This window comes from Streptomyces sp. NPDC039424 (assembly GCF_055639495.1).
In genome coordinates, this window is the sequence record NZ_JBVKAI010000009.1 from 279,807 (window position 1) to 299,227 (window position 19,421).

Annotated in this window: 25 protein-coding genes; 8 read left to right on the top strand and 17 right to left on the bottom strand. The window is 72.1% G+C overall.

All coding sequences use genetic code 11. The annotated features are described in order from the left end of the window. Window positions 1-63: 63 nt before the first annotated feature. The 4 genes from ACZ7L0_RS23905 to ACZ7L0_RS23920 form a co-directional block, all read right to left on the bottom strand. Complete coding sequence (locus ACZ7L0_RS23905; RefSeq protein WP_471244556.1) at window positions 64-825, bottom strand: SDR family oxidoreductase; 762 nt, start codon at window positions 823-825, stop codon at window positions 64-66. A 20-nt stretch (window positions 826-845) separates the two neighbouring features. Beyond that, window positions 846-1,607, bottom strand: a complete 762-nt coding sequence (gene fabG, locus ACZ7L0_RS23910; protein ID WP_471244557.1) for a 3-oxoacyl-ACP reductase FabG — start codon at window positions 1,605-1,607, stop codon at window positions 846-848. A 126-nt stretch (window positions 1,608-1,733) separates the two neighbouring features. Continuing rightward, a complete protein-coding gene (locus tag ACZ7L0_RS23915) occupies window positions 1,734-2,150 on the bottom strand; it encodes a DUF3037 domain-containing protein (RefSeq protein ID WP_471244558.1) in 417 nt (138 codons plus the stop codon). Beyond that, entirely contained in the window at window positions 2,147-2,920 is a 774-nt protein-coding gene (locus tag ACZ7L0_RS23920) for a HipA family kinase (protein ID WP_471244559.1), read from the bottom strand. The genes ACZ7L0_RS23915 and ACZ7L0_RS23920 overlap by 4 nt, the downstream gene beginning before the upstream one ends. A 171-nt stretch (window positions 2,921-3,091) precedes the next feature. Between ACZ7L0_RS23920 and ACZ7L0_RS23925 the strand changes: the two genes are divergently transcribed. Next, window positions 3,092-3,610: a Rieske (2Fe-2S) protein gene (locus ACZ7L0_RS23925; RefSeq protein WP_471244560.1), complete on the top strand. Its 519-nt coding sequence runs from the start codon at window positions 3,092-3,094 to the stop codon at window positions 3,608-3,610. Between the two features lie 3 nt (window positions 3,611-3,613). On the opposite strand, the gene ACZ7L0_RS23930 is transcribed toward ACZ7L0_RS23925, so the two are convergent. After that, the gene (locus tag ACZ7L0_RS23930) at window positions 3,614-4,258 is read right to left on the bottom strand and encodes a cysteine hydrolase family protein (protein WP_471244561.1); all 645 of its coding nucleotides are present in this window, start codon (window positions 4,256-4,258) and stop codon (window positions 3,614-3,616) included. Between the two features lie 160 nt (window positions 4,259-4,418). Between ACZ7L0_RS23930 and ACZ7L0_RS23935 the strand changes: the two genes are divergently transcribed. Further along, on the top strand, window positions 4,419-4,886 hold the full coding sequence (locus ACZ7L0_RS23935; protein ID WP_471244562.1) for a pyridoxamine 5'-phosphate oxidase family protein: 468 nt from the start codon (window positions 4,419-4,421) through the stop codon (window positions 4,884-4,886). A 5-nt stretch (window positions 4,887-4,891) separates the two neighbouring features. On the opposite strand, the gene ACZ7L0_RS23940 is transcribed toward ACZ7L0_RS23935, so the two are convergent. Then, a complete protein-coding gene (locus ACZ7L0_RS23940) occupies window positions 4,892-5,794 on the bottom strand; it encodes a LysR family transcriptional regulator (protein WP_471244563.1) in 903 nt (300 codons plus the stop codon). Between the two features lie 74 nt (window positions 5,795-5,868). Here ACZ7L0_RS23940 and ACZ7L0_RS23945 point away from each other — a divergent pair, with 74 nt between their 5' ends. Continuing rightward, window positions 5,869-6,801 (top strand): DMT family transporter, encoded by a 933-nt coding sequence (locus ACZ7L0_RS23945; RefSeq protein ID WP_471244564.1) that lies wholly within the window; start codon window positions 5,869-5,871, stop codon window positions 6,799-6,801. Between the two features lie 31 nt (window positions 6,802-6,832). Here the strand turns inward: ACZ7L0_RS23945 and ACZ7L0_RS23950 are convergent, their stop codons facing one another. After that, a complete protein-coding gene (locus ACZ7L0_RS23950; protein WP_471244565.1) occupies window positions 6,833-8,164 on the bottom strand; it encodes an aminotransferase class I/II-fold pyridoxal phosphate-dependent enzyme in 1,332 nt (443 codons plus the stop codon). 46 nt (window positions 8,165-8,210) lie between these two features. Between ACZ7L0_RS23950 and ACZ7L0_RS23955 the strand changes: the two genes are divergently transcribed. Beyond that, complete coding sequence (locus ACZ7L0_RS23955) at window positions 8,211-8,894, top strand: pyridoxamine 5'-phosphate oxidase family protein (RefSeq protein ID WP_471244566.1); 684 nt, start codon at window positions 8,211-8,213, stop codon at window positions 8,892-8,894. Next, complete coding sequence (locus ACZ7L0_RS23960; RefSeq protein WP_471244567.1) at window positions 8,894-9,523, top strand: FMN-binding negative transcriptional regulator; 630 nt, start codon at window positions 8,894-8,896, stop codon at window positions 9,521-9,523. The genes ACZ7L0_RS23955 and ACZ7L0_RS23960 overlap by 1 nt, the downstream gene beginning before the upstream one ends. Before the next feature lie 24 nt (window positions 9,524-9,547). On the opposite strand, the gene ACZ7L0_RS23965 is transcribed toward ACZ7L0_RS23960, so the two are convergent. Next, the gene (locus tag ACZ7L0_RS23965) at window positions 9,548-10,549 is read right to left on the bottom strand and encodes an EamA family transporter (protein WP_471244568.1); all 1,002 of its coding nucleotides are present in this window, start codon (window positions 10,547-10,549) and stop codon (window positions 9,548-9,550) included. Between the two features lie 72 nt (window positions 10,550-10,621). Then, a complete protein-coding gene (locus ACZ7L0_RS23970; RefSeq protein WP_471244569.1) occupies window positions 10,622-11,173 on the bottom strand; it encodes a peptidase in 552 nt (183 codons plus the stop codon). 242 nt (window positions 11,174-11,415) lie between these two features. On the opposite strand from ACZ7L0_RS23970, the gene ACZ7L0_RS23975 reads away from it, so the two are divergent. Further along, the gene (locus tag ACZ7L0_RS23975) at window positions 11,416-11,844 is read left to right on the top strand and encodes a type II toxin-antitoxin system Rv0910 family toxin (RefSeq protein WP_471244570.1); all 429 of its coding nucleotides are present in this window, start codon (window positions 11,416-11,418) and stop codon (window positions 11,842-11,844) included. Between the two features lie 74 nt (window positions 11,845-11,918). On the opposite strand, the gene ACZ7L0_RS23980 is transcribed toward ACZ7L0_RS23975, so the two are convergent. Then, window positions 11,919-12,533 (bottom strand): PadR family transcriptional regulator, encoded by a 615-nt coding sequence (locus ACZ7L0_RS23980; RefSeq protein ID WP_471244571.1) that lies wholly within the window; start codon window positions 12,531-12,533, stop codon window positions 11,919-11,921. 131 nt (window positions 12,534-12,664) lie between these two features. Between ACZ7L0_RS23980 and ACZ7L0_RS23985 the strand changes: the two genes are divergently transcribed. Further along, entirely contained in the window at window positions 12,665-13,339 is a 675-nt protein-coding gene (locus ACZ7L0_RS23985; RefSeq protein ID WP_471244572.1) for a formylglycine-generating enzyme family protein, read from the top strand. 93 nt (window positions 13,340-13,432) lie between these two features. Next, window positions 13,433-14,200, top strand: a complete 768-nt coding sequence (locus ACZ7L0_RS23990) for a phosphotransferase (RefSeq protein WP_471244606.1) — start codon at window positions 13,433-13,435, stop codon at window positions 14,198-14,200. A gap of 7 nt (window positions 14,201-14,207) precedes the next feature. Here ACZ7L0_RS23990 and ACZ7L0_RS23995 read toward each other — a convergent pair whose 3' ends face one another. The 7 genes from ACZ7L0_RS23995 to ACZ7L0_RS24025 all read right to left on the bottom strand — a co-directional run bounded on the left by ACZ7L0_RS23995 (window position 14,208) and on the right by ACZ7L0_RS24025 (window position 19,319). After that, window positions 14,208-15,041 (bottom strand): class II glutamine amidotransferase, encoded by an 834-nt coding sequence (locus tag ACZ7L0_RS23995; protein WP_471244573.1) that lies wholly within the window; start codon window positions 15,039-15,041, stop codon window positions 14,208-14,210. Between the two features lie 95 nt (window positions 15,042-15,136). Further along, window positions 15,137-15,559 carry a DUF7144 family membrane protein gene (locus ACZ7L0_RS24000; protein ID WP_471244574.1) on the bottom strand — a complete coding sequence of 141 codons (423 nt, stop codon included), beginning with the start codon at window positions 15,557-15,559 and terminating at the stop codon, window positions 15,137-15,139. A 33-nt stretch (window positions 15,560-15,592) separates the two neighbouring features. Continuing rightward, entirely contained in the window at window positions 15,593-16,063 is a 471-nt protein-coding gene (locus tag ACZ7L0_RS24005) for an SHOCT domain-containing protein (RefSeq protein WP_471244575.1), read from the bottom strand. 111 nt (window positions 16,064-16,174) lie between these two features. Further along, a complete protein-coding gene (locus tag ACZ7L0_RS24010) occupies window positions 16,175-16,801 on the bottom strand; it encodes an HdeD family acid-resistance protein (protein WP_471244576.1) in 627 nt (208 codons plus the stop codon). Window positions 16,802-16,833: 32 nt separating this feature from the next. Then, window positions 16,834-17,031, bottom strand: coding sequence for a hypothetical protein (locus ACZ7L0_RS24015; protein WP_471244577.1), 198 nt, complete (start codon window positions 17,029-17,031; stop codon window positions 16,834-16,836). A 128-nt stretch (window positions 17,032-17,159) separates the two neighbouring features. Then, window positions 17,160-17,681 carry a hypothetical protein gene (locus tag ACZ7L0_RS24020; RefSeq protein WP_471244578.1) on the bottom strand — a complete coding sequence of 174 codons (522 nt, stop codon included), beginning with the start codon at window positions 17,679-17,681 and terminating at the stop codon, window positions 17,160-17,162. Window positions 17,682-17,699: 18 nt separating this feature from the next. Continuing rightward, complete coding sequence (locus ACZ7L0_RS24025; protein WP_471244579.1) at window positions 17,700-19,319, bottom strand: MFS transporter; 1,620 nt, start codon at window positions 19,317-19,319, stop codon at window positions 17,700-17,702. Between the last annotated feature and the right edge of the window lie 102 nt (window positions 19,320-19,421).

Genomic DNA, 19,421 nt, shown 5'->3' on the forward strand with positions numbered 1-19,421 from the left:
CGCGAAACGGGCGCCGCTCCCCCCGAGGGAACGGCGCCCGAAGCGCGGTGACAGCCGGTACCGTCAGCCCACGCCGGCGTTCAGGAAGATGCCGCCGTCGACCACGAGCGTCTGCCCGGTGATCCAGTCGGACTGCGTCGAGGTGAGGAACGCGGCGGCGCCGCCGATGTCGGAGGGCACGCCGAGCCGGGCGAGCGGGTAGGAGGCTGCGGCCTCCTCCTCCCGGCCCTCGTACAGGGCCTGCGCGAACTTGGTCTTGACCACGGCGGGGGCGATGGCATTGACCCGGACCTTGGGCGCGAACTCGTGCGCCAGCTGCTGGGTCAGGTTGATCATCGCGGCCTTGCTCACACCGTACGCGCCGATGAACGGCGAGGGCGCCAGGCCCGCGACCGAGGCGATGTTGACGATCGCGCCGCCGTTGTCCTTCTGCCAGGCGTGCCAGGTCTTCTGGGCGAAGCCGAGCGCCGAGATCACGTTGGTCTCGAAGACCTTGCGCGCGACGTCCAGGTCGAGGTCGGCGATGGGGCCGAACACCGGGTTCGTACCGGCGTTGTTGACCAGGAAGTCGACGCGGCCGAAGGCCTCCACGGTGCGCTCGACGGCCTCGGCCTGGTGGGCGAGGTCGTGGGCCTTGCCCGCGACGCCGATGACCCGGTCGGCGCCGAGCTTGTCGACGGCCTCCTTCAGGGCCTCCTCGCTGCGGCCGGTGATGCACACCCGGTCACCGCGGGCGATCAGGGCCTCGGCGACGCCGTAGCCGATGCCGCGGCTGGCGCCCGTGACGAGGGCGACCTTGCCGGAGAGTTCAGGCAGTTCAGTCATGTCCGTGATCCCCAGTGTCCCTAGTTCAGCGGTCCGCCGGCCACGTACAGCACCTGGCCGGAGACGAAGCCGGCGGCCTCGCCGGTGAAGAAGGCGATGGCGTTGGCGATGTCCTCCGGCTCGCCCACGCGCTGCACCGGGATCTGCGTGGCGGCGGCGGCCTTGAACTCCTCGAAGCCCATCTTGACGCGCTCGGCGGTGGCCTTGGTCATCTCGGTGGCGATGAAGCCGGGGGCGACGGCGTTGGCGGTGATGCCGAACTTGCCGAGCTCGAAGGCGAGGGTCTTGGTGAAGCCCTGCAGGCCCGCCTTGGCGGCGGAGTAGTTGGCCTGGCCGCGGTTGCCGAGCGCCGAGGACGAGGACAGGTTGACGATACGGCCGAAGCCCGCGTCCACCATGTGCTTCTGGACGGCCTTGGTCATCAGGAAGGAGCCGCGCAGGTGCACGTTCAGGACGGTGTCCCAGTCGGACACACTCATCTTGAAGAGCAGGTTGTCGCGGAGCACGCCCGCGTTGTTGACCAGGATCGTGGGCGCGCCCAGCTCCTCGACGACGCGCGCGATCGCCGCCTCGACCTGCGCCTCGTCGGAGACGTCGGCGCCGACCGCGATGGCCTTGCCGCCGGCCGCGGTGATCTTCTCCACGGTGTCCTTGCAGGCGGCCTCGTCGAGGTCGATCACGGCGACCGCGCGGCCCTCGGCGGCCAGTCGTACGGCGGTGGCGGCGCCGATGCCCCGCGCCGCGCCGGTGACAACGGCGACCCGCTGCTCAGTGGTGGACATTGCTGATTCTCCTCGCCCTAGAGAAGGTGCGCCCGATGGGTGAGCGACCGCTTAGTACCTTCAGCACACGTGACGCTAGAAGCCCTGGCACCCGGTGTCAACGCCACACCCGGTGCGTGTGATCCATTACCTCACCAGGAGGTCCAGCAACCGCTCCGCCTCCGCCGCCGGATCGATGGTCAGCCCGGTGTGCACGGGGCCGGGCTGCACGACCGTCGAGCGGGGTGCGATCAGCCAGCGGAAGCGCCGCCCGGCGTCGTCCACGGCCGCCTGCCCGGCCGCCGCGCCGCCGGTGCACACGCCCTCGACGGCCCCCAGCGCGGCCCGGACGCCGGCCACGTCCGCGTCGGGGTCCAGGGCCAGCAGCCGGGCCTCGTCGAGGTGGGTGCGGGCGCCGACGTATGCCTTCGCACGGCAGTAGACGATGACGCCCGCGTTGATGCACTCGCCGCGCTCGACCCGGGGTACGACCCTCAGCAGCGCGTACTCGAAGACGTCCCGGTCCCCGCCCTGGCCCGCCCTGGTGATGTGGCGCTCGGTCACTTCTCCCCCTCGATGCCCTCGACGCCGCTGACACGCTGGTGGATGACGGCGGCCCGCGCGAGCAACGGCCGCGCATAGGCCCGCCGCAGGTCGTCCGGGCTGTCGAAGCCGGGCTCCCCGGCCAGCCAGGCGTCGGGGATCTCGGCGGTGACCTCGGCGAGGAGCTCCTCGGTGACCAGGGGCGCCAACTCGGCGGCGGCGTGCGCCACATCCGGCGCGAAGCGCGCGAGGGCGTGGTCCGAGGCGTCGTACGGGCGGGCCGCGGAGGCCTCGGCGGAGGGCCAGTTGTGGTGCCAGATCATGGTGGCGCCGTGGTCGATGAGCCACAGCTCGCCGCGGTGCATCAGCAGGTTGGGGTTGCGCCAGGAGCGGTCGACGTTGTTCACCAGCGCGTCGAACCAGACGATCCGCCCGGCCTCCTCGTGGCTCACCCCGAAGGCGAGCGGGTCGAAGCCGAGGGCGCCGGAGAGGAAGTCCATACCGAGGTTGGTGCCGCCGCTCGACCTGAGCAGTTCCTGCACCTGCTGGTCGGGCTCGCCGAGCCCGAGGACCGGGTCGAGGCCGATCGCCACCAGCCGGGGCATCCGGAAGCCGAGGCGGCGGGCCAGTTCGCCGCAGACGACCTCGGCCACCAGCGTCTTGCGGCCCTGACCAGCGCCGGTGAACTTCATGACGTACGTCCCGAGGTCGTCGGCCTCGACGAGCCCCGGCAGCGAGCCGCCCTCACGCAGGGGCGTGATGTAGCGGGTCGCGATGACTTCCTTGAGCATCGCCCCAGGTTACTTGGGCTGCGACGACGCCCCGACCGACAGCGGATCGACAGCCGTGGCTTACGTGCGCCTCATCTCCCGGAGGACAGGATCTCGGCACCGTCTGAACAGGTGGTGCCCGAAGACCGTACCCCTGGACGGATCACGAATAGCTCCGCGGAAGGGAACCTCATGACCAGCGCATCGCCCACTCCCGCAGCCGGACCGGCCCGCCGTACCGTCGTGGCGGCAGCCGGAGCGGCGGGACTCGCCGCCGCGCTGACCGCCTGCGGGTCGGACGACAAGTCCTCGGACACCTCCAGCGCGGCCGGGTCCGCCGGCTCCACCGCAGGTGCCGGAACCACGGGCTCGACCGGATCCAGCAGCTCGCCCAGCGCCCAGGAGAGCGGCGGCAGCGCCGGCGGCACCGCGCTCGCCAAGACCGCGGACATCCCGGAGGGCGGCGGCAAGGTGTTCAAGGACCAGGGCGTGGTGGTCACGCAGCCGACGGCGGGCACGTACAAGGCGTTCTCGTCCAGGTGCCCGCACGCCGGGTGCGCGGTGGGCAGCGTCGCGGACGGCGTGATCGTGTGCCCGTGCCACAACAGCCACTTCTCCGTCACCGACGGCAGTGTGAAGCAGGGGCCCGCGACCAAGGGGCTGGCCGCCGCGAAGATCAGCGTGTCGGGGGAGGAGATCAAGCTCGCCTGAGCGTCAGATCCGCCGGCGCGGCCGTTCGAGGCAGCCGAGCACCTCGTCCGTGGTGGCGATCGTGGCGACCAGCGCGAGGGTGTTGCGGATCATCGCGGGGGTGTAGTCGCAGGGCACCCCCGCGATGGCGTCACGCGGCACGACGGCGGTGTAGCCGAGGTTCACGGCGTCGAACACGGCGTTGGGGATGGCGATGTTGGCCGAGACACCGGTGACGATCAGCGTGCGGCAGCCCAGGTTGCGCAGCAGCGCGTCGACCTCGGTGCCCTGGACGGGCGACAGCCCGTGCAGCCGTCGTACGACGATGTCCTCCTCGGTGACCTCGATCGGCGCCGCGACACGGACCGCCGTGCTGCCGGACAGCTGCTGGACGGGGAGCCGTTCGGCGGCGCGGAACAGCCGGGCGTTGCGGCCGGCGCCCCGGCCGTCGGGGCGGCGTTCGGCGACCGCGTGGATCACCTGGACGCCGCTGTCGTGCGCGGCGGCGACCAGCCGGGCGATGTTGCCGAGGGCGCCGGAGGAGCGGGCCTGGCCGGCGAGCTCGGGCAGCGCGCTGTCCGGGCCGACGACTCCCTGCTGGCACTCCACGGTCAGCAGGACCGTGCTCGCGGGTTCGAGGAGCTCGCCGAGCCGCTCGTACGACGCCATGACGCCCTCTTTCGCCGGGGTAGCGGGCGGGCGAGACTAACCGGCATTGCGTACGGGGGGAAGACGACTCATTCTTTTCTGACGTGATGTCAGAGGATCCAGGCGCCGGACAGGACCCGGACCGTCTCCTCTGGCACGACGTGGGAGAAGAGGGGGCCGCATGACCGTGACTCAGCGCCGGGGCAGGAAGATCATGATGACACCGGGGGAGGTGGACGAGTTCCTCACCGCCCAGCGCACCTGCCGGGTCGCCACCGTGTCCGCGACCGGTGCTCCGCATGTGAGCGCCCTGTGGTTCGCGTGGGACGGCGTCTCGCTGTGGCTGTACTCGGTGGTGCGCAGCAAGCGCTGGACGGAGCTCAGCCGCGATCCGCGGGTGGCGGTCGTGGTCGACTCCGGTGAGGAGTACGACCAGTTGCGCGGTGTCGAGCTGTCCGGCAGCGTGGAGTTCGTGGGCGAGGTGCCGCGCATCGGGGAGCTGTGCGCCGAACTGGACACCGCCGAGATGCTGTTCGCGCGCAAGAACTTCGGCCTGGAGGAGATGCCCCACGACGGGCGGCACGCCTGGGCGCGACTGACGCCGGAGAAGATCGTCTCCTGGGACTTCCGGAAGCTGGGCCCCGCGTAAGCCGCTCAGCCCACCTGTTCGGCCGCCGTCCGCAGCGCGTCGACCGCCGCGCGGATCGACGGGCGGCGGTCGGCGTCCGCGCGCCAGACGACGTACACATGGCGGCGGACGCGCTGCTTGAGCGGGACCGTCACCACGCCCGGCGGCACCGGGTGGCGGCCCAGCAGGGGCGCGATGCAGACACCCAACCCGGCGGCGACCAGGCCGAGTTGGGTGTGGGTCTCGGCGGCGCGGTGGCCGACGATGGGCTCGACGCCGCGTGAGCGCAGCGTGAACATCAGCCACTCGTGGCAGAACTCGCCCTGGCCCCAGGTGATCCACTCGTCCCCTGCGAACTCGCCGAGGTCCACCTCGTCCCGCTCCGCGAGCGGGTGGCCGACCGGCATCGCCACATCGGCGGGGTCGTCGAGCAGGGGCGCCTTGACCAGGCCGTCGGGCACCGGCATCGGCTTGTTGTACCAGTCGAGGACGACCGCGAGGTCGAGGTCGCCGCGCACCACCCCGGCCACGCCGTTCTCCGGTTCCAGCTCGCAGGAGCGCACCCGCAGCGCCGGGTGCCGGGCGCGCAGGTCGGCGAGGGCGCCGGGGAACAGGCCCCGCGCGGCGGTCGGGAACGCCGAGAGCCGCAGCTCTCCGGCGACCTGTCCCCGGTGCGCCTCCAGGTCGGACTGGGCGAGCTCGACCTGGGAGAGGATGCGCGCCGCGTGCTCGCCGAGCAGCCGGCCCGCGTCGGTGAGCCGGACGCCGCGCCCGTTCTTGGCGAGGAGTTGCTGGCCGACCTCCCGTTCCAGCTTGCCCAGTTGCTGGGAGACGGCGGAGGTGGTGACGTGCAGCGCCTCGGCCGCGCCGCTGACCGAGCCGTGCCGGGCGAGGGCGTCGAGGGTGCGCAGGCGCTCCAGGTTCAACATGTAAGTGATACTACGAGATATCGGGTGGGAAATCTCGATTGTGCTACGAGGTTGCCTCCCTCATCGTGGAGGCCATGAGCACCGTCACCACCACCCGCGCCGAGCCCCGCACCCCCACTCGCCCCCGCCCCCGCCTCGACTGGCGCCTGCGCTTCGGCGCGCTGTCCCTGATCTGGGGCTTCAGCTTCCTGCTGATCAAGGTGGGCACGGAGGGCTACGCGCCCTTCCAGGTCACTCTGGGCCGGCTGGCGTTCGGTACGGCGGTGCTCGCGGCGGCGATGACGGTGAAGCGGGAGCGCCTCCCTCGCGGGGTCCGCCTCTGGGGTCACCTGGCCGTCGCCGCCTTCTTCCTGAACGCCCTGCCGTTCTCGTTGTTCGCCTACTCGGAGCTGACGATCCCGTCCACGCTGGCCGGCATCTGCAACGCCACCTCGCCGCTGTGGGGCATGGCGCTCTCCCTGGTCGCCCTCTCCGAGGACCGCCCGACGCGGGTCCGGGTCGCGGGGCTGGGCCTCGGCTTCCTCGGCGTCCTCACCGTCCTCGGCGCCTGGCAGGGCTTCCACGGCCTCGACCTCACGGGCACGGCGCTCGCCCTGCTGGCCTCGCTCAGCTACCCGGTCGGCTGGATCTACGTCCGTCGCACGCTCGCCGGTTCCGGTCACTCCCACCTGTCGATGACCGGCGCCCAGCTGCTCCTGGCCACCCTCCAGCTGTCCGTCGTGACCCCCCTGTTCACCACCCTCCCCGGCCGCTTCTCCCTCGTGCCGCTGCTCGCCGTCGCCGCACTCGGTACCCTCGGCACCGGCCTCGCCGTCCTCATCCAGTACGGCCTGGTCGCCGAGGTCGGCCCGACGACGGCCCAGATGGTCACCTACTTCATCCCGGTCATCGCCACCGCAGCGGGCGTCGCCATCCTGGGCGAGTCGCTGCGCTGGACCACACCGGTGGGTGCGGTGATCGTCCTCGCCGGGGCGGCACTCACCCAGGTGAGGCCTCGCCGCGGGTGACGCCCGGCGGGGTGCGGTCGGCCATCTCCGGCTAGGCATAGCTTCGCGGCGGTGCCGGGCTCACCGCTGCCGCCACCGCCGCCGCCAGGGGAGCGGCTTCTTCCGGGGCCAGGGTCGAGACGGTGATCCGGATGGCGGGCGGGGCGTTCAGACGGAAGCGGGCGCCCGGGGAGACGGCCCAGCCGGCGTGCAGGAGGCGGGCGACCGTGCCGGTCTCGTCGGGGACGGGCACCCAGACGTTCATTCCGCTGCGGCCGTGGGCGCGGACGCCGCGCTCGGCGAGCGCGTCGATGAGCAGCTCCCGTCGGGCGCGGTAGGCCGCCGCCACCGCCGGTCCGTCGACCGCGTCCTCCGCCCGCAGCCGGACCACGGCCCGTTGCAGCAGCAGGCTCACCCAGCCCGGCCCCAGCCGCTGCCGGCCGCGGACCCGGTCGACGGTGACCGGATCGCCGGTGAGCACCGCGAGCCTGAGGTCGGGGCCGTAGGCCTTGGCGGCGGAGCGGACGAACGCCCAGTGGTGGGTGACGCCCGCGAGGGGGTGCAGCGGCAGGTCGACGATGCCGTGGCCGTGGTCGTCCTCGACGAGGAGGGTCTGCGGGTGGTCGCGGAGGACGGCCCGCAGGGCTCGCGCGCGGGGGGCGCTCACCGAGGCGCCGGTGGGGTTCTGCGCGCGGTCGGTGACGATCAGGGCGCGCGCGCCGGAGCGCAGGGCGGCGCGCAGCTCCTCGGGGCGGGGCCCCTCGTCGTCGACGCCCACCGCGGCCGTGCGCAGCCCGAGCGCGGACAGCAGGTCGAGGGTGCGGCCCCAGCCGGGGTCCTCGACGGCGACGGCGTCCCCCGGCCTGAGGTGGGCGGCAAGGACGCGTTCCACGGCGTCCAGGGCGCCGGAGAGCACCGCGAGGGGGCCCTCGGGCACACCGTCGGCGTCGAAGTCGGCCCGCGCGACCCGGACCAGCTCCGGCTCCACGGGGTCGTCGCCGTAGAGCACCGGTTCCCGGTCCGCCTCCTGGGCGACGGCCGCCAGCGTCGGGGCGAGCGGCGGCAGCAGCGCGGGGTCGGGGTTGCCGCTGGACAGGTCGCGCACCCCGGCCGGCACGTCCACCCGCACCTTCTCCCGTCCGGTGGTGGCGGGCTTGGGCCGGATCCGGCTGCCCCGGCGCCCGGCGGTCTCGATGACCCCGCGCTCGCGCAGGGTGCGGTAGGCGGCCGCGACGGTGTTCGGATTCACGCCCAGTCTTGCGGCCAACTCCCGCATGGGCGGCAGCAGTTGCCCTGGTTCCAGCGCACCGGCACCCACCGCCTGTTCGACGCTCGCCGCGATCTCCGCTGCGCCCCGGCCTTCAATCCGATACTCTCCTAGCACAAAGCCTATTATGCACTAGTGCAATAAATCCGCAAGGGAGACCGCCATGCAGGGCACCCAGCAGACGCCACCGCCGGCCGCCGCGTACCGCCCGACCGACCGCACCGTCCCCACGCGCGCCGCACACAAGGCGTCGTACGACCGGGACCTGGTGCACGCGATACTCGACGAGGGCTACGTCTGCCACCTGGGCTTCGTCCGCGACGGTGCTCCGGTGGTCCTGCCCACCCTGTACGGCCGGGTAGGCGAGCGGCTGTACGTGCACGGCTCCACGGGTTCGCGCCCACTGCGGATGACCGGCGAGGCCGACCCGGGGCTGCCGGTGTGCCTGACGGTCACCCATGTCGACGGCCTGGTGCTGGCCCGCTCCGCCTTCCACCACTCGATCAACTACCGCTCCGTGGTGGTGCACGGCACCGCGTACGAGGTCACCGACCCGGAGGAGCGGCGGCTCGCCCTGGACGCACTGGTCGACCATGTCGTACCGGGCCGCGCCGCCGACTGCCGGCCCGCGAACAAGAAGGAGCTGGCCGCCACCGCCGTGATCCGCCTGGACCTGGACGAGGTCTCCGCCAAGCTCCGCACCGGCGGCGTGAACGACGAGCCCGAGGACCTCGCACTCCCCCACTGGGCCGGCGTGGTCCCGCTGCGCAAGGGGTACGACGCTCCCGTGGCCGAGGCCGACCTGGCCCCCGGCACCGCCCTCCCCGAGTACCTCGCGGGCCTGTGATGCTGATCCACCCCTGGGACGCGCCCCACGACGACACCGAGTGGCAGACCTGGCTGGCCGCCCACGACTTCGGCCAGCTCGCGGTCAACGGCCCGGCCGGCGAGCCGCCGTTCGTCCAGCCGCTGCACTTCGCCTACGACCCCGCCCGAAGCGAGGCCGTCACCCACCTCGCCCGCCCCAATCCGCTGTGGCCGGCGCTGGAGGCGGACCCTCGGGTGCTGCTGAGCGTGGTCGACGACTATGTCTACGTCCCCGGTCCCTGGCAGGCCGCACCGCGGACCCCGCCCGAGCACGGCGTCCCGACGAGCTTCTACGCGGCCGTCCAACTCCGCTGCACGGCCCACGTCGTGGACGACCCGGCGGAGAAGGCCGACCTGCTCAACCGCCAGGTCGGCCACTTCCAGCCGGATGGCGGCTCGGCTCGCGCGACGCCGGGCGAGGCCCCGTACGGCCGCCTCCTGTCCGGTATCCGCGTCCTGCGGCTGGAAGTGACCGGGGTCCGGGCGAAGTTCAAGTACGCGGGCAAGCGGCCTGAGGAGGTGCGGGAGAACATCGCGACCGCCCTGGCCGACCGGGGCGGCCCGCGCGACGCGGCGGCGCTGGAGCACCTGACCCGGCGGAGGGCGTGACCGGCGCGTTCGCCGGGGCCCGGCTCAGGCCGCTTGGCGGGCGGACGCCTCCCGTTCGGCGCCGCCGCCCGCCACCGGCTCCGCGGCCCCCTCGGCCGGGGCCGAGGACTGGGCGATGAACGCGCCGAGCAGCACCACCGCGCCGCCGACGACCTGCGGCGCCGAGAGGTGCTCGCCGAGCAGCACCCAGGCCAGCACGGTCGCGATCACCGCTTCGAGGCAGGCCACGACGCCCGCGACCTGCGGGGAGAGACGGCGCACGGACAGTACGCCGGTGACGTACGCGACGACCGTGGCGACCAGGACGATCCAGGCCAGCAGGGCGACGGCCGGGACCTCGGTGCCATTCATGCGGGCGGTGCCGGACAGCACGGACCAGTCCATGGTCCAGGGGCGGGCGACGAAGGTCAGCACGAGGGCGCCGACGAGCAGGCCGTAGGCGATGACACCGAGCGGGTCCGGCGCCTCCTCGCCGGCCCCGCCGCCCTGGTCGGACAGCACGAAGTAGCCGACCTGACAGCCGGCCGCGCCGAGCGCGAGCAGCAGCCCCAGCGCGTCGAAGCCCAGGCCCGACCAGACCTCCACGACACAGGCGAGGCCGCCGACCGCGAGGACCACCCCGAACGCCGCCGCCCGGGTCACCGGCCGCCGCTGCACGAACCGCACCCAGCCGAGCACCAGGGCGGGCGCGAGGTACTCCACGAGCAGCGCGACCCCCACCGGGATGCGGGAGAGCGCGGCGAAGTAGCAGGCCTGGACGCCGGCGACGGCGAGCAGTCCGAACCCGGCGAGCAGCGCGGGACGGCGGCGCGGCAGGGCGCGGTGGCGCACCGCGAGAGGCAGCATCACGAGAGCGGCGCCCGCCCCCCTGAGCCACACCACGTGCAGCGGGTCGAGCCCCGCCTCGATCAGCGGCTTGGCCGCGACCCCGGATCCCCCGAAGGCGAGCGCGGAAGCGAGCGCCAGGCCGAGCCCGACACCCTTCCCGACGCTGTGGTGACTGCTGTCAGACGTACGCACCGGCACATGATGACAGGCGATGACATGAGCGTCATCCCCGTTGACACCTGTCTCACCGGCTGGACGGGCCGCCGCCGTTCAGCGGACCGCCCCGCCCTCGCCCACGCACTCCGCCGTGGCGCGGTCGATCCGCGCGAGCAGGCCGGGCACCTCGACCCCGGCACGGCGGAGCACCTCGACCGCGCGGGCCTGCGGTTCGGCGGCCAGCGCCGCGAGGAGGTCGGTACCGCGGGCCCGGTCCTCGCCGCGCCGCCCGGCGCGCTCATGTGCGCACCGCATGGCGGTTACGGCGACCGGCGACCAGCCCTCGGCGCCTTGCGGGACGGACAGCGCGCCGGAGTCCTCCACACCGCTCTGCCAGCGCAGGCCGTAGCCGATGCTGCGCTGCACGAGATAGCCGAGCAGGCGGACGACGTGCCGGGGGTCGCCGATGACGGCGCGCACCTCGGCGTCGGTCTCCAGCAGCGAGTGCAGCAGATGGGCGGTGTCGATCTGCCGGTCCCCGTCCCGCACGGCCCTGCGGCGGGCGCGGGCGACCACCGCCGCGAGCTCGGCGCTGAGCCCGGCGTCTTCGTCCGCGCGACGGACGCCCTGGTCAGGCGCGGGCCGGCGGGGAGTACGGGGTTGCACATCCTCTACCTCACCAGCCTCGCGGGCCCAAGTCATCACCGAAGGGAACCATTTCCGCGTCCCACGGAGAGTGGACACCGGCGGCCGGTATCTCCTCCTTGCGGAGGAGATCAGGCCCGTTTTCTCCCCGATGACCCACCGCCCCTGTTCTCCACATCTTCTGACGGTTCATCAGTATTGAATGTTCAGGGCCCTGCGGCTACGTTCCGCGACACCGTAGCCCGACACGAAGGGGTGGTCGCATGGCCGAAGTCAGCGCGGAGGCACACATCCAGGCACCGGCCGAGAAGGTGTGGGCGAAGCTCACGGACTGGCCGGCGTACGGGGAGTGGAACGCGACCCACACCAGCTTCCCCAAGGGCGGTCCCGAGACCCTGGCGGTGGGCGGGACCTTCCAGGAGAACATGAAGCTGATGGGCTTCCCGGCGGAGGTCGAGTGGACCATCGAGGAGCTGGAGCCGGCCCGGCTGCTCGCCATTCGCGGCAAGGGCCCGATGGCGGTGACCGTCGCCACGCGCTACACGCTCACCCCCGACGGCGACGGTACGACGGTGCGCATCGACGGCGAGTTCACCGGCGCGGCCGTCTCGCTGATGGCGGGCAAGCTCAAGGACTCGGCGACGGCGGCCCTGAACGAGTCGCTGCGGAAGCTGGGAGGCCTGGTGGCCTGACCCCGTCGCGCTCACCCCGTACACGAAGGCGCCCCGCGGACCGCTCCGCGGGGCGCCTCACGGCCGTACGGCTGTCAGTCCTCGTCGGCGAGGATCAGGTACAGCTTCTTGCGGGCGTCGTTGATCACGCCCAGCGCCTTCTCGCGCTGCTCCTTGCTGCCGGTCTTCCAGACCTGGCTGAAGGCCTCCATCAGGCCGAACCCGGCCTGGCGGATCTCACCGAGGGCCTCCCAGTCGACCCCGCGGGACGCCTCCTCCCAGGGAGCGTCCGGTCCCCCCTCGGCAGCGCCGCGGCCCTCGTCGGTGAGCGAGAAGAGCTTCTTGCCGCCCTCGCTCGCGCTGGTGATCAGGCCCTCGTCCTCCAGCAGTTGGAGGGTGGGGTAGACCGAGCCGGGGCTGGGCTTCCACGCGCCGCCGCTGCGCTCGGCGATCTCCTGGATCATCTCGTAACCGTGCATCGGCCGGTCCTTCAGCAGGGCCAGGATCGAGGCCCGTACATCACCGCGCCGCGCCCTCCCCCTGGGACCACCGCGCCCTCGTGGCCCCCAGGGCCCCGGCCCGAAACCGGGCCCACCGGGCCCGAACCCCGGGCCGCCCGGCCCGAAGGGCCCGAAGGCCGCACGCCGCCCGTCCCGGCCGCGCCGGGGGCCGTCCTGTCCATGTCCACGCTCGAATCCGTGGGTGCGCATCGCAATCACTCCGTTTCATCGTTGATCTGTCGCGATGCTTCAACGATATATCGGAACCGATCGCATGACAAGACTCTTCGAGGTGAGCGGTGGCTGACCCGACTGACAGGTCTCGTTAGGATCTGCCGATCATGGACGTGATGACGGGGACCGAGATGATCGCCATCCCGCCGGGGCAGGTGACGCTGTCGGACCGGCGGACACAGCGCAGTTGGTCGGTCGAACTTGCGCCCTACCGGCTCGCGGCATCCCCGGTCACCCAGGCGTTGTACACACGGATCACAGGCCGGCGGCCGAGTACCACACCTGGGGACCGGTTGCCCGTCGAGTGCGTCTCCTGGTGGGACGCGGTGCGGTTCTGCAACGCCCTGTCCCAGTGCGCCGGCCTCACACCCGCGTACCACTTCCGTGCCGAGGCCGAAGATATCGAGTGGGACGCGTCCGCCGACGGGTATCGACTGCCGACCGAAGCCGAGTGGGAGCACGCCTGCCGTGCCGGGACGACCGGGCCGCGCTACGGGGAGCTCGACGAGATCGGCTGGTACCGCGGTAACTCGCACGAGCGCATCCACGAGGTGGGCGGCAAACGCCCCAACTCGTGGGGGCTTTACGACATGCTCGGCAACGTCTGGGACTGGTGCTGGGACGTCTACGACGCCGAGGTCTATGGCGCCTACCGGGTGCTCCGTGGCGGTGGTTGGTTCGATGAGCACTGGAGTTGCCGGGCCTCCGCGCGGCGCCGCAGCCACCCGGCTTTCCAGGTCGACGACGTGGGATTCCGCGTCGCGCGTTCCGTCGTGCGCTGATCCACGTCGTGTGCGAAGGCCCGGCCCGGGCGGGGTCGATCTGGCGCTAGCGTGATCCTCGTGACGGCTGAGGACGAGGCGCTGGTCGGCGGGATGGCGAACGCGGGGGCGGTGTTCCGCCGGGGGGAGTTGGTGGAGCGACCGGCACCGCGCAACGCGCGCGCCCTGCATGTCTATCTCCTTGCGCTGAGGGAGCACGGCTTCGACGCGGCGCCGGCCCCTGTCGGTCTCACCGCGGATGGCCGTGAGCAGCTGACTTTCATCCCTGGCGACGTGGCCCTGCCGCCGTTCCCGGACTGGGCGATGACGAGTTCTGCCCTCGAATCGGTGGGGAGCCTGCTGCGGCGTCTGCACGAGACGAGCGCGGCCGTCGCGGTCGACACCCGTGCCGAGTGGCCCCCGGACCTTGCCGACCCGGAGGGGGGAACGATGTTGTGCCACAACGATGTGTGCCCGGACAACGTCGTCTTCCGCGACGGTCGTGCCGCGGCCCTGATCGATTTCGACTTTGCGGCCCCGGGCCGTGCCCTCTGGGACATCGCCATGACCGCTCGCTACTGGGTACCCATGCTCGATCCCGAGTCCGCGGCCGCTCTCCATCCCCCCGGGCTGGATGCGGCCGCACGGCTGCGGATTCTTGCCGACAGCTACGGCCTCCCGGCAGGGGACCGCGCCGAGTTGCCCGGCGTCATCGAGCAGGCCACGGAGGTCTGCCGCGCCTTCGTCGCCCACCGCGTGGCCGTCGGAGACCCGGTCTATCTCCAGGCGTTGGCCGAGCGTGGTGGATGGGAACGCTGGGACCGCATGCAGACCTGGCTGGTGGACCACCGCAAGACGTTCACGGCTGCTCTGCTGAACTAGTGGCCCGCTACGCGGCCTGCGGGGCGAACGGGAGCAGTTCGTCCTCTCCGGGCTGCACGACGCCCCAGGTGCTCTCCGGGACCTCGTGCCAGGCACCGGGCAGGTCACCCAGGGGCTCGGAGACGACGAGGCGGGTGTCGTCGGAGACGCCCCTGAGGAAGGCCACGTCGGGGTGGAGTGCGCGCAGGGTCTCCACCCGGGTGCTGTAGTAGAGCGAGCGCGAGGCACCCTGGCTGGAGTAGCGGAAGGCCCACAGCCGCCGTCCGTCCGTCACGGCGACCGTCATCTGCAGCGGGTTCTCCACCCCATGCCGGTGACCGGTCTCCTCCACCAGGCCCGCCATCCGCGCGACGGCGCCCGGCGGGTCCTTCTCCAGGTCGAGGGTGAGCGCGAGGAAGAACATCATCTCGGAGTCCGTCGAGCCCTCGATGTCCGAGAAGAGCTCCGGGTCGACGGCCAGGGCGAGGTCCCGCCGCATCTCGTGGAAGCCGGTGATCGCCCCGTTGTGCATCCACATCCAGCGGCCATGGCGGAACGGGTGGCAGTTGGTCTGCTGCACCGCGGTACCCGTGGAGGCGCGGATGTGCGCGAAGAACAGCGGGGAGCTGACATGCCCGGCGATCTCCCGCAGGTTGCGGTTGTTCCAGGCCGGGGCGGTGTCCCGGACGACGGCGGGGGTGCCGGCGTCCGCCGTGTACCAGCCGACGCCGAACCCGTCGCCGTTGGTCGTCTCCACGCCCAGCCGGGAGTGCAGGCTCTGGTCGATGATCGAGTGCGCCGGTTTGTAGAGAATGGTGTCGAGCGGGACGGGTGTTCCGGAGTAGGCGAGCCAACGGCACATCGTCGCTGCCACCTTCCTGATGCCTGTTCACGTGTGCGGGCGCTCGTCGAGGGGCCTGGACGGCCCCCGCGGCACCCGCACCCGCGCCGCCCTCGTCAAACCCTGGCGGACTCGTCGCTCCGCGCCACGCACAGAGCCCAGATGATGAACCCCGAGAAAGCGATCATCACCACGGACCAGACCGGGGAGTACGGCAGGGAGAGGAAGTTGGCGATGACGATGAGTCCGGCGATGGTCACGCCCGCGACGCGGGCCCACATCGACGCCTGGAACAGTCCGAGGCTGACGATCACCGCGGCCGCACCGAGAATCAGGTGGACCCAGCCCCAGCCGGTGAGGTCGAACTCGAAGACGTAGTTGCGCGTCGTGACGAAGATGTCGTCCTGGGCGATCGCCGAGATGCCCCGGAACACGTCGAGTATCCCGGCGATCATCAGCATGACGGCGCCGAAGGTGATCAGACCTCCGGCCCACTGCCGCTTGGCCGACGGCGCTTGTGTCTGGTGTGACGCTGTCATCCTGCTGCCTCGATTCGGTGTCGTGCGGTGTGTTCAGCGATGGGAGGTGGGGGTGGCGGGACCGGGACGTCCGCCCGCGCCGGAGCCGCTCAGGACCAGCTGCTTCGCCTTGTTGAACTCGTCCTCCGTTATGTCGCCGCGGGCGCGGATCTCCGACAGCCTGGCGAGTTCGTCGACGCTGCTGCGCGGGCCCTCACCGCCCTGGGCCGTCTGCCGGATGTAGGTGTCGAACGCCTCCTGCTGCGCGCGTGCCTGCGCCACCTCCCGGCGCCCCATGTTCTTGCCGCGGGCGATCAGGTACACGAAGATGCCCAGGAAGGGCAGGAGCAGGACGAGCAGCAGCCAGCCGGTCTTGCCCCAGCCGCTCAGGGTGTCGTCGCGGAAGATGTCGGCGATGACCCGGAAGAGCAGGACGAACCACATGACCCACAGGAAGAACCACAGCATCGTCCAGAAGGCGTTCAGCAGGGGATAGTCGTCCGCGAGGTACGTCTGCGCACTCATGTCCGTCCTCCGTTCCGGGCCCGCGCCCGGCAGCCGTTTCGTGCCGACTTCAGCGTGCCCACGGCAAACGCCGGACGGCCTCACCCGAGGCGGGTGAGCGTGACGGGCGCATCAGACGGTGTCGCCCGGCGGAGCGGGGCGCGACCGGCGGAGCGCGGCTCGCCAGGCGAAGGCGACCCCGACCTCGGCCAGACCGAGCAGCACGAGCCACAGGCCGAGCAGCCGGGTCAGCGCCCGGGCCGACTCGGCCGGCAGGGCGAGCACCACGACGCCCGCGACGATTCCGAGCACCGCGGCGGCGAGCACGAAACCACGGTGGGGCAGGTCCCTGACGGCGACGGCCGTGAAGAGGGTGAGCATGCCGGACACCAGCCAGACGATCCCGACGATCAGCGAGAGCGCGGCGATGGTCTGCAACGGGTGCCTCAGGCACAGCACACCGGCCAGGACGTACACCACCGCCAGCAGCAGCCCGGGCAGCCGTGCGCCGTGCTCCTCCCGGCTGAAGGACTCGACGAACCGGAACACCCCGGTCACCAGCAGATGGAGGCCGACGAGGACGGCCAGCACGTGCAGCGTCTCGTCCGGCCACACCAGTACCAGGACGCCCGGCACGAGCGTGGCGACCGCCGCTCCCAGGATCCAGGTCCACGAGCGCCCGAGCACCGCCAGCGCCTGAGCCGGATCGCCCGTCGGCCCGGGAGTCGTCCCCTCGGGCGTGCGCTGCTCTCCGGCCATGGCTCCTCCTCGCGCGATCGAACGGGCCGCCCTCACTCCGGCAGCTGCCGCATCTCCAGCACCCGCAGTCCCAACGACCGGAAACGGGCCAGCAGCCCATAGAGGTGCGCCTCGTCGACGACGGGCCCGAACAGCACGGTCTGACCGGACATCACCACGTGGTCCAGTTCCGGAAAGACTTTGGCCAACGTCTCCGACATATGTCCGTCGACACGGATCTCGTAGCGCATGAGCTGCTCTTCCCCGGGGTGTCCTGGGACAGGCGGGCCGCGCCCTCTCCCTGCGATCGTCCGTCGCCGCGTACCGCCCGGCCTCACCCCGCACAGGTGATACTCGGCCGGCCCGGACCGTGTCCGCCTCAGTGCTTCAGGAGCAGCTTGAACAGGACGATCAACAGGCCGAGCAGCAGGTTCACCGAGGCGGTGGCGGCCGTCAGCCGCCAGGAGGCGCCGGCCCGCCGGGCCGCGGCCACCGACCAGCCCACCTGCCCGGTCACCGCCACCACGAGCGCGAACCACAGGGTGCCCTGTGTGTCCAGGCCCAGCAGGGGGCTGACGGCCACGGCGGCGGCCGGCGGGACGGCGGCCTTGACGATCGGCCACTCGTCGCGGCACACGTGCAGCACGACCCGGCGGTCCAGGCTCCGCTGCGCCAGACGCGCGCCGAACAGCTGGGCGTGCACATGCGCGATCCAGAACGCCACGCCGGTGAGCACCAGCAGCAGGACCAGCTCAACACGCGGGTAGGAACCCAGCGTTCCGGCACCGATGATCACGGAGGCGGCGAGCATGGATCCGTAGACGCCACCGGTGTAGTCGGCGTGCGCCCGGCGCTCCGCGGTGCGGGCGGCGTGGGGCGAGACGTGCCCGGTGGTGGGCATCGCGGCCTCCCTTCGGGCTCAGCGTGCCGGGCCGGGGGCGGTGGCCGGAGCGCCGGCGCCCGATCGCCTCGTCCGTCCGGTCGGCAGGTGCGGTGTGACCAGGAAGCTGACCAGCGTGATGCCTCCGGTGGCGAGGATCGCCGCCTTCAGGCCGTTCAGTTGCGCGGCCGCGTAGGAGTCCGCGAGGGCGTCGGCCTCGGCGGGCGGCAGTCCGGCCCGTTCGGCGGCCGAGCGCACCTGGTCGGTGGGGACGAAGTTGATCCCGGCCTCCAGGGCCACACTCGTCTGCCGCCTGGTCTCCTCCGACAGCCGCGGGTCGGCCGCCACCTGGGTGGTGAAGGCGTGCGCCAGCGCGCCGATGAGCAGGGATCCGATCAGCGCGGTGCCCAGGGCGGAGCCCAGATTCTGTGCCGTGAACTGCAGCCCTCCGACCTCACTGCGCTCCACCTCCCCCGCGCTGGACTGGACGACGTTGCCCAGCTGCGAGGCGAGCAGGCCCATGCCCACGCCGAGCAGGGCCATGGCGCCGGCGAACTGCGCGTCGTCGATGACCGGGTCGATGGTGGCCAGCAGCCACGCGATGGCCCCGGTGAGGGTCAGCAGGGCCAGCCGGACCACCGTGCGGGGGCCGGCCCGCTTCCCCAGCCGGGCGGCGCCCATGGATGCCGCGAGCATGGTGACGGACACCGGGAGCAGCCGCAGACCGGTCTGGAACGCGTCGAAACCCTGGACCACCTGCAAGTAGAGCGGAATGGTGAAGAACAGTCCCAGCAGGATGAGGTTCTGGCTCAGCAGCGACAGCAGACCGGCTCGGAGCGTCGGCCTGCCGAGCAGGGCCAGGTGCACCAGGGGGTCGGTGCCGTGCGCCTCCCGGCGCCGCTCCCAGTGGACGAACGCGGCCAGTACGGCCGCTCCGGCGCCGATGACGAACAGGGTGGGGGCGAAGCCCAGGACGGTGAAGGGCGGGTTGCGGGGCTGTACCCATCCCCAGGTACTGCTCTGCAGCACCCCGAGCACGCCCAGGGACAGCCCGGCCGCCGAGAGCACGGCGCCGACGCCGTCCAGCCGGGTACGCGGACCGCTCCGGGGGGCCTCCGTGACGGCCCCGCGGAAGCACAGGAGGACCACCACGACCACGACCTCACCGGCGAAGACCAGCCGCCAGGTGAGGTACGTCGTCACCCAGCCGCCCAGCAGCGGGCCGACCGCGATCCCCGCGCCGGCCAGTCCGCCGATGACGCCGTAGGCGACGGCCCGGTCCCGCCCCCGGTAGGACTCGGCGACGAGGGCCGCCATGGCGGGCAGCACCATCGCGGCACCGAGCCCTTCCACGACGGACCAGCCGAGCGCGAGGACCCACAGGGTGGGAGCCACGGCCGTCACGGCCGAACCGGTGGCGTAGACGACCAGGCCGATGAGGAAGAGGCGGCGGCGTCCGAAGATGTCTCCGCATCTGCCACCGACGATCATGAATGCCGCCATGACCAGCGCGTACAGCGTGATGACGGCCTGGATGGCGGTGACCTCGGTGTCGAAGTCGTCGACCAGCCGGCTGATGGACACGTTCATGACGGAGGTGTCCAGGACCATCAGGAACTGCGCGGTACCCAGGACGATCAGAGCACGCCAGTGGGTCACGGTGTCCACCTCGCAGTCGGCCGGGAGAGCCGTCACTCCATCGCAGACGAAGAACTCACCCGGTGCCTCACCCGCCACGGGCGAACGGAGTGCTCCGCGCGG

What these genes read in the sequence shown, in the direction of transcription:
- ACZ7L0_RS24005 (WP_471244575.1), bottom strand. Translation starts at nt 16,063, where the DNA reads ATGAGTGCGCAGACGTACCTCGCGGACGACTATCCCCTGCTGAACGCC.
- ACZ7L0_RS23920 (WP_471244559.1), bottom strand. Translation starts at nt 2,920, where the DNA reads ATGCTCAAGGAAGTCATCGCGACCCGCTACATCACGCCCCTGCGTGAG.
- ACZ7L0_RS23905 (WP_471244556.1), bottom strand. Translation starts at nt 825, where the DNA reads ATGACTGAACTGCCTGAACTCTCCGGCAAGGTCGCCCTCGTCACGGGC.
- ACZ7L0_RS23980 (WP_471244571.1), bottom strand. Translation starts at nt 12,533, where the DNA reads ATGCGCACCCACGGATTCGAGCGTGGACATGGACAGGACGGCCCCCGG.
- ACZ7L0_RS23940 (WP_471244563.1), bottom strand. Translation starts at nt 5,794, where the DNA reads ATGTTGAACCTGGAGCGCCTGCGCACCCTCGACGCCCTCGCCCGGCAC.
- ACZ7L0_RS23975 (WP_471244570.1), top strand. Translation starts at nt 11,416, where the DNA reads ATGGCCGAAGTCAGCGCGGAGGCACACATCCAGGCACCGGCCGAGAAG.
- ACZ7L0_RS23945 (WP_471244564.1), top strand. Translation starts at nt 5,869, where the DNA reads ATGAGCACCGTCACCACCACCCGCGCCGAGCCCCGCACCCCCACTCGC.
- ACZ7L0_RS23925 (WP_471244560.1), top strand. Translation starts at nt 3,092, where the DNA reads ATGACCAGCGCATCGCCCACTCCCGCAGCCGGACCGGCCCGCCGTACC.
- fabG (WP_471244557.1), bottom strand. Translation starts at nt 1,607, where the DNA reads ATGTCCACCACTGAGCAGCGGGTCGCCGTTGTCACCGGCGCGGCGCGG.
- ACZ7L0_RS23985 (WP_471244572.1), top strand. Translation starts at nt 12,665, where the DNA reads ATGGACGTGATGACGGGGACCGAGATGATCGCCATCCCGCCGGGGCAG.
- ACZ7L0_RS24015 (WP_471244577.1), bottom strand. Translation starts at nt 17,031, where the DNA reads ATGCGCTACGAGATCCGTGTCGACGGACATATGTCGGAGACGTTGGCC.
- ACZ7L0_RS24020 (WP_471244578.1), bottom strand. Translation starts at nt 17,681, where the DNA reads ATGCCCACCACCGGGCACGTCTCGCCCCACGCCGCCCGCACCGCGGAG.
- ACZ7L0_RS23960 (WP_471244567.1), top strand. Translation starts at nt 8,894, where the DNA reads ATGCTGATCCACCCCTGGGACGCGCCCCACGACGACACCGAGTGGCAG.
- ACZ7L0_RS23935 (WP_471244562.1), top strand. Translation starts at nt 4,419, where the DNA reads ATGACCGTGACTCAGCGCCGGGGCAGGAAGATCATGATGACACCGGGG.
- ACZ7L0_RS24000 (WP_471244574.1), bottom strand. Translation starts at nt 15,559, where the DNA reads ATGACAGCGTCACACCAGACACAAGCGCCGTCGGCCAAGCGGCAGTGG.
- ACZ7L0_RS23930 (WP_471244561.1), bottom strand. Translation starts at nt 4,258, where the DNA reads ATGGCGTCGTACGAGCGGCTCGGCGAGCTCCTCGAACCCGCGAGCACG.
- ACZ7L0_RS23995 (WP_471244573.1), bottom strand. Translation starts at nt 15,041, where the DNA reads ATGTGCCGTTGGCTCGCCTACTCCGGAACACCCGTCCCGCTCGACACC.
- ACZ7L0_RS24010 (WP_471244576.1), bottom strand. Translation starts at nt 16,801, where the DNA reads ATGGCCGGAGAGCAGCGCACGCCCGAGGGGACGACTCCCGGGCCGACG.
- ACZ7L0_RS23955 (WP_471244566.1), top strand. Translation starts at nt 8,211, where the DNA reads ATGCAGGGCACCCAGCAGACGCCACCGCCGGCCGCCGCGTACCGCCCG.
- ACZ7L0_RS23990 (WP_471244606.1), top strand. Translation starts at nt 13,433, where the DNA reads ATGGCGAACGCGGGGGCGGTGTTCCGCCGGGGGGAGTTGGTGGAGCGA.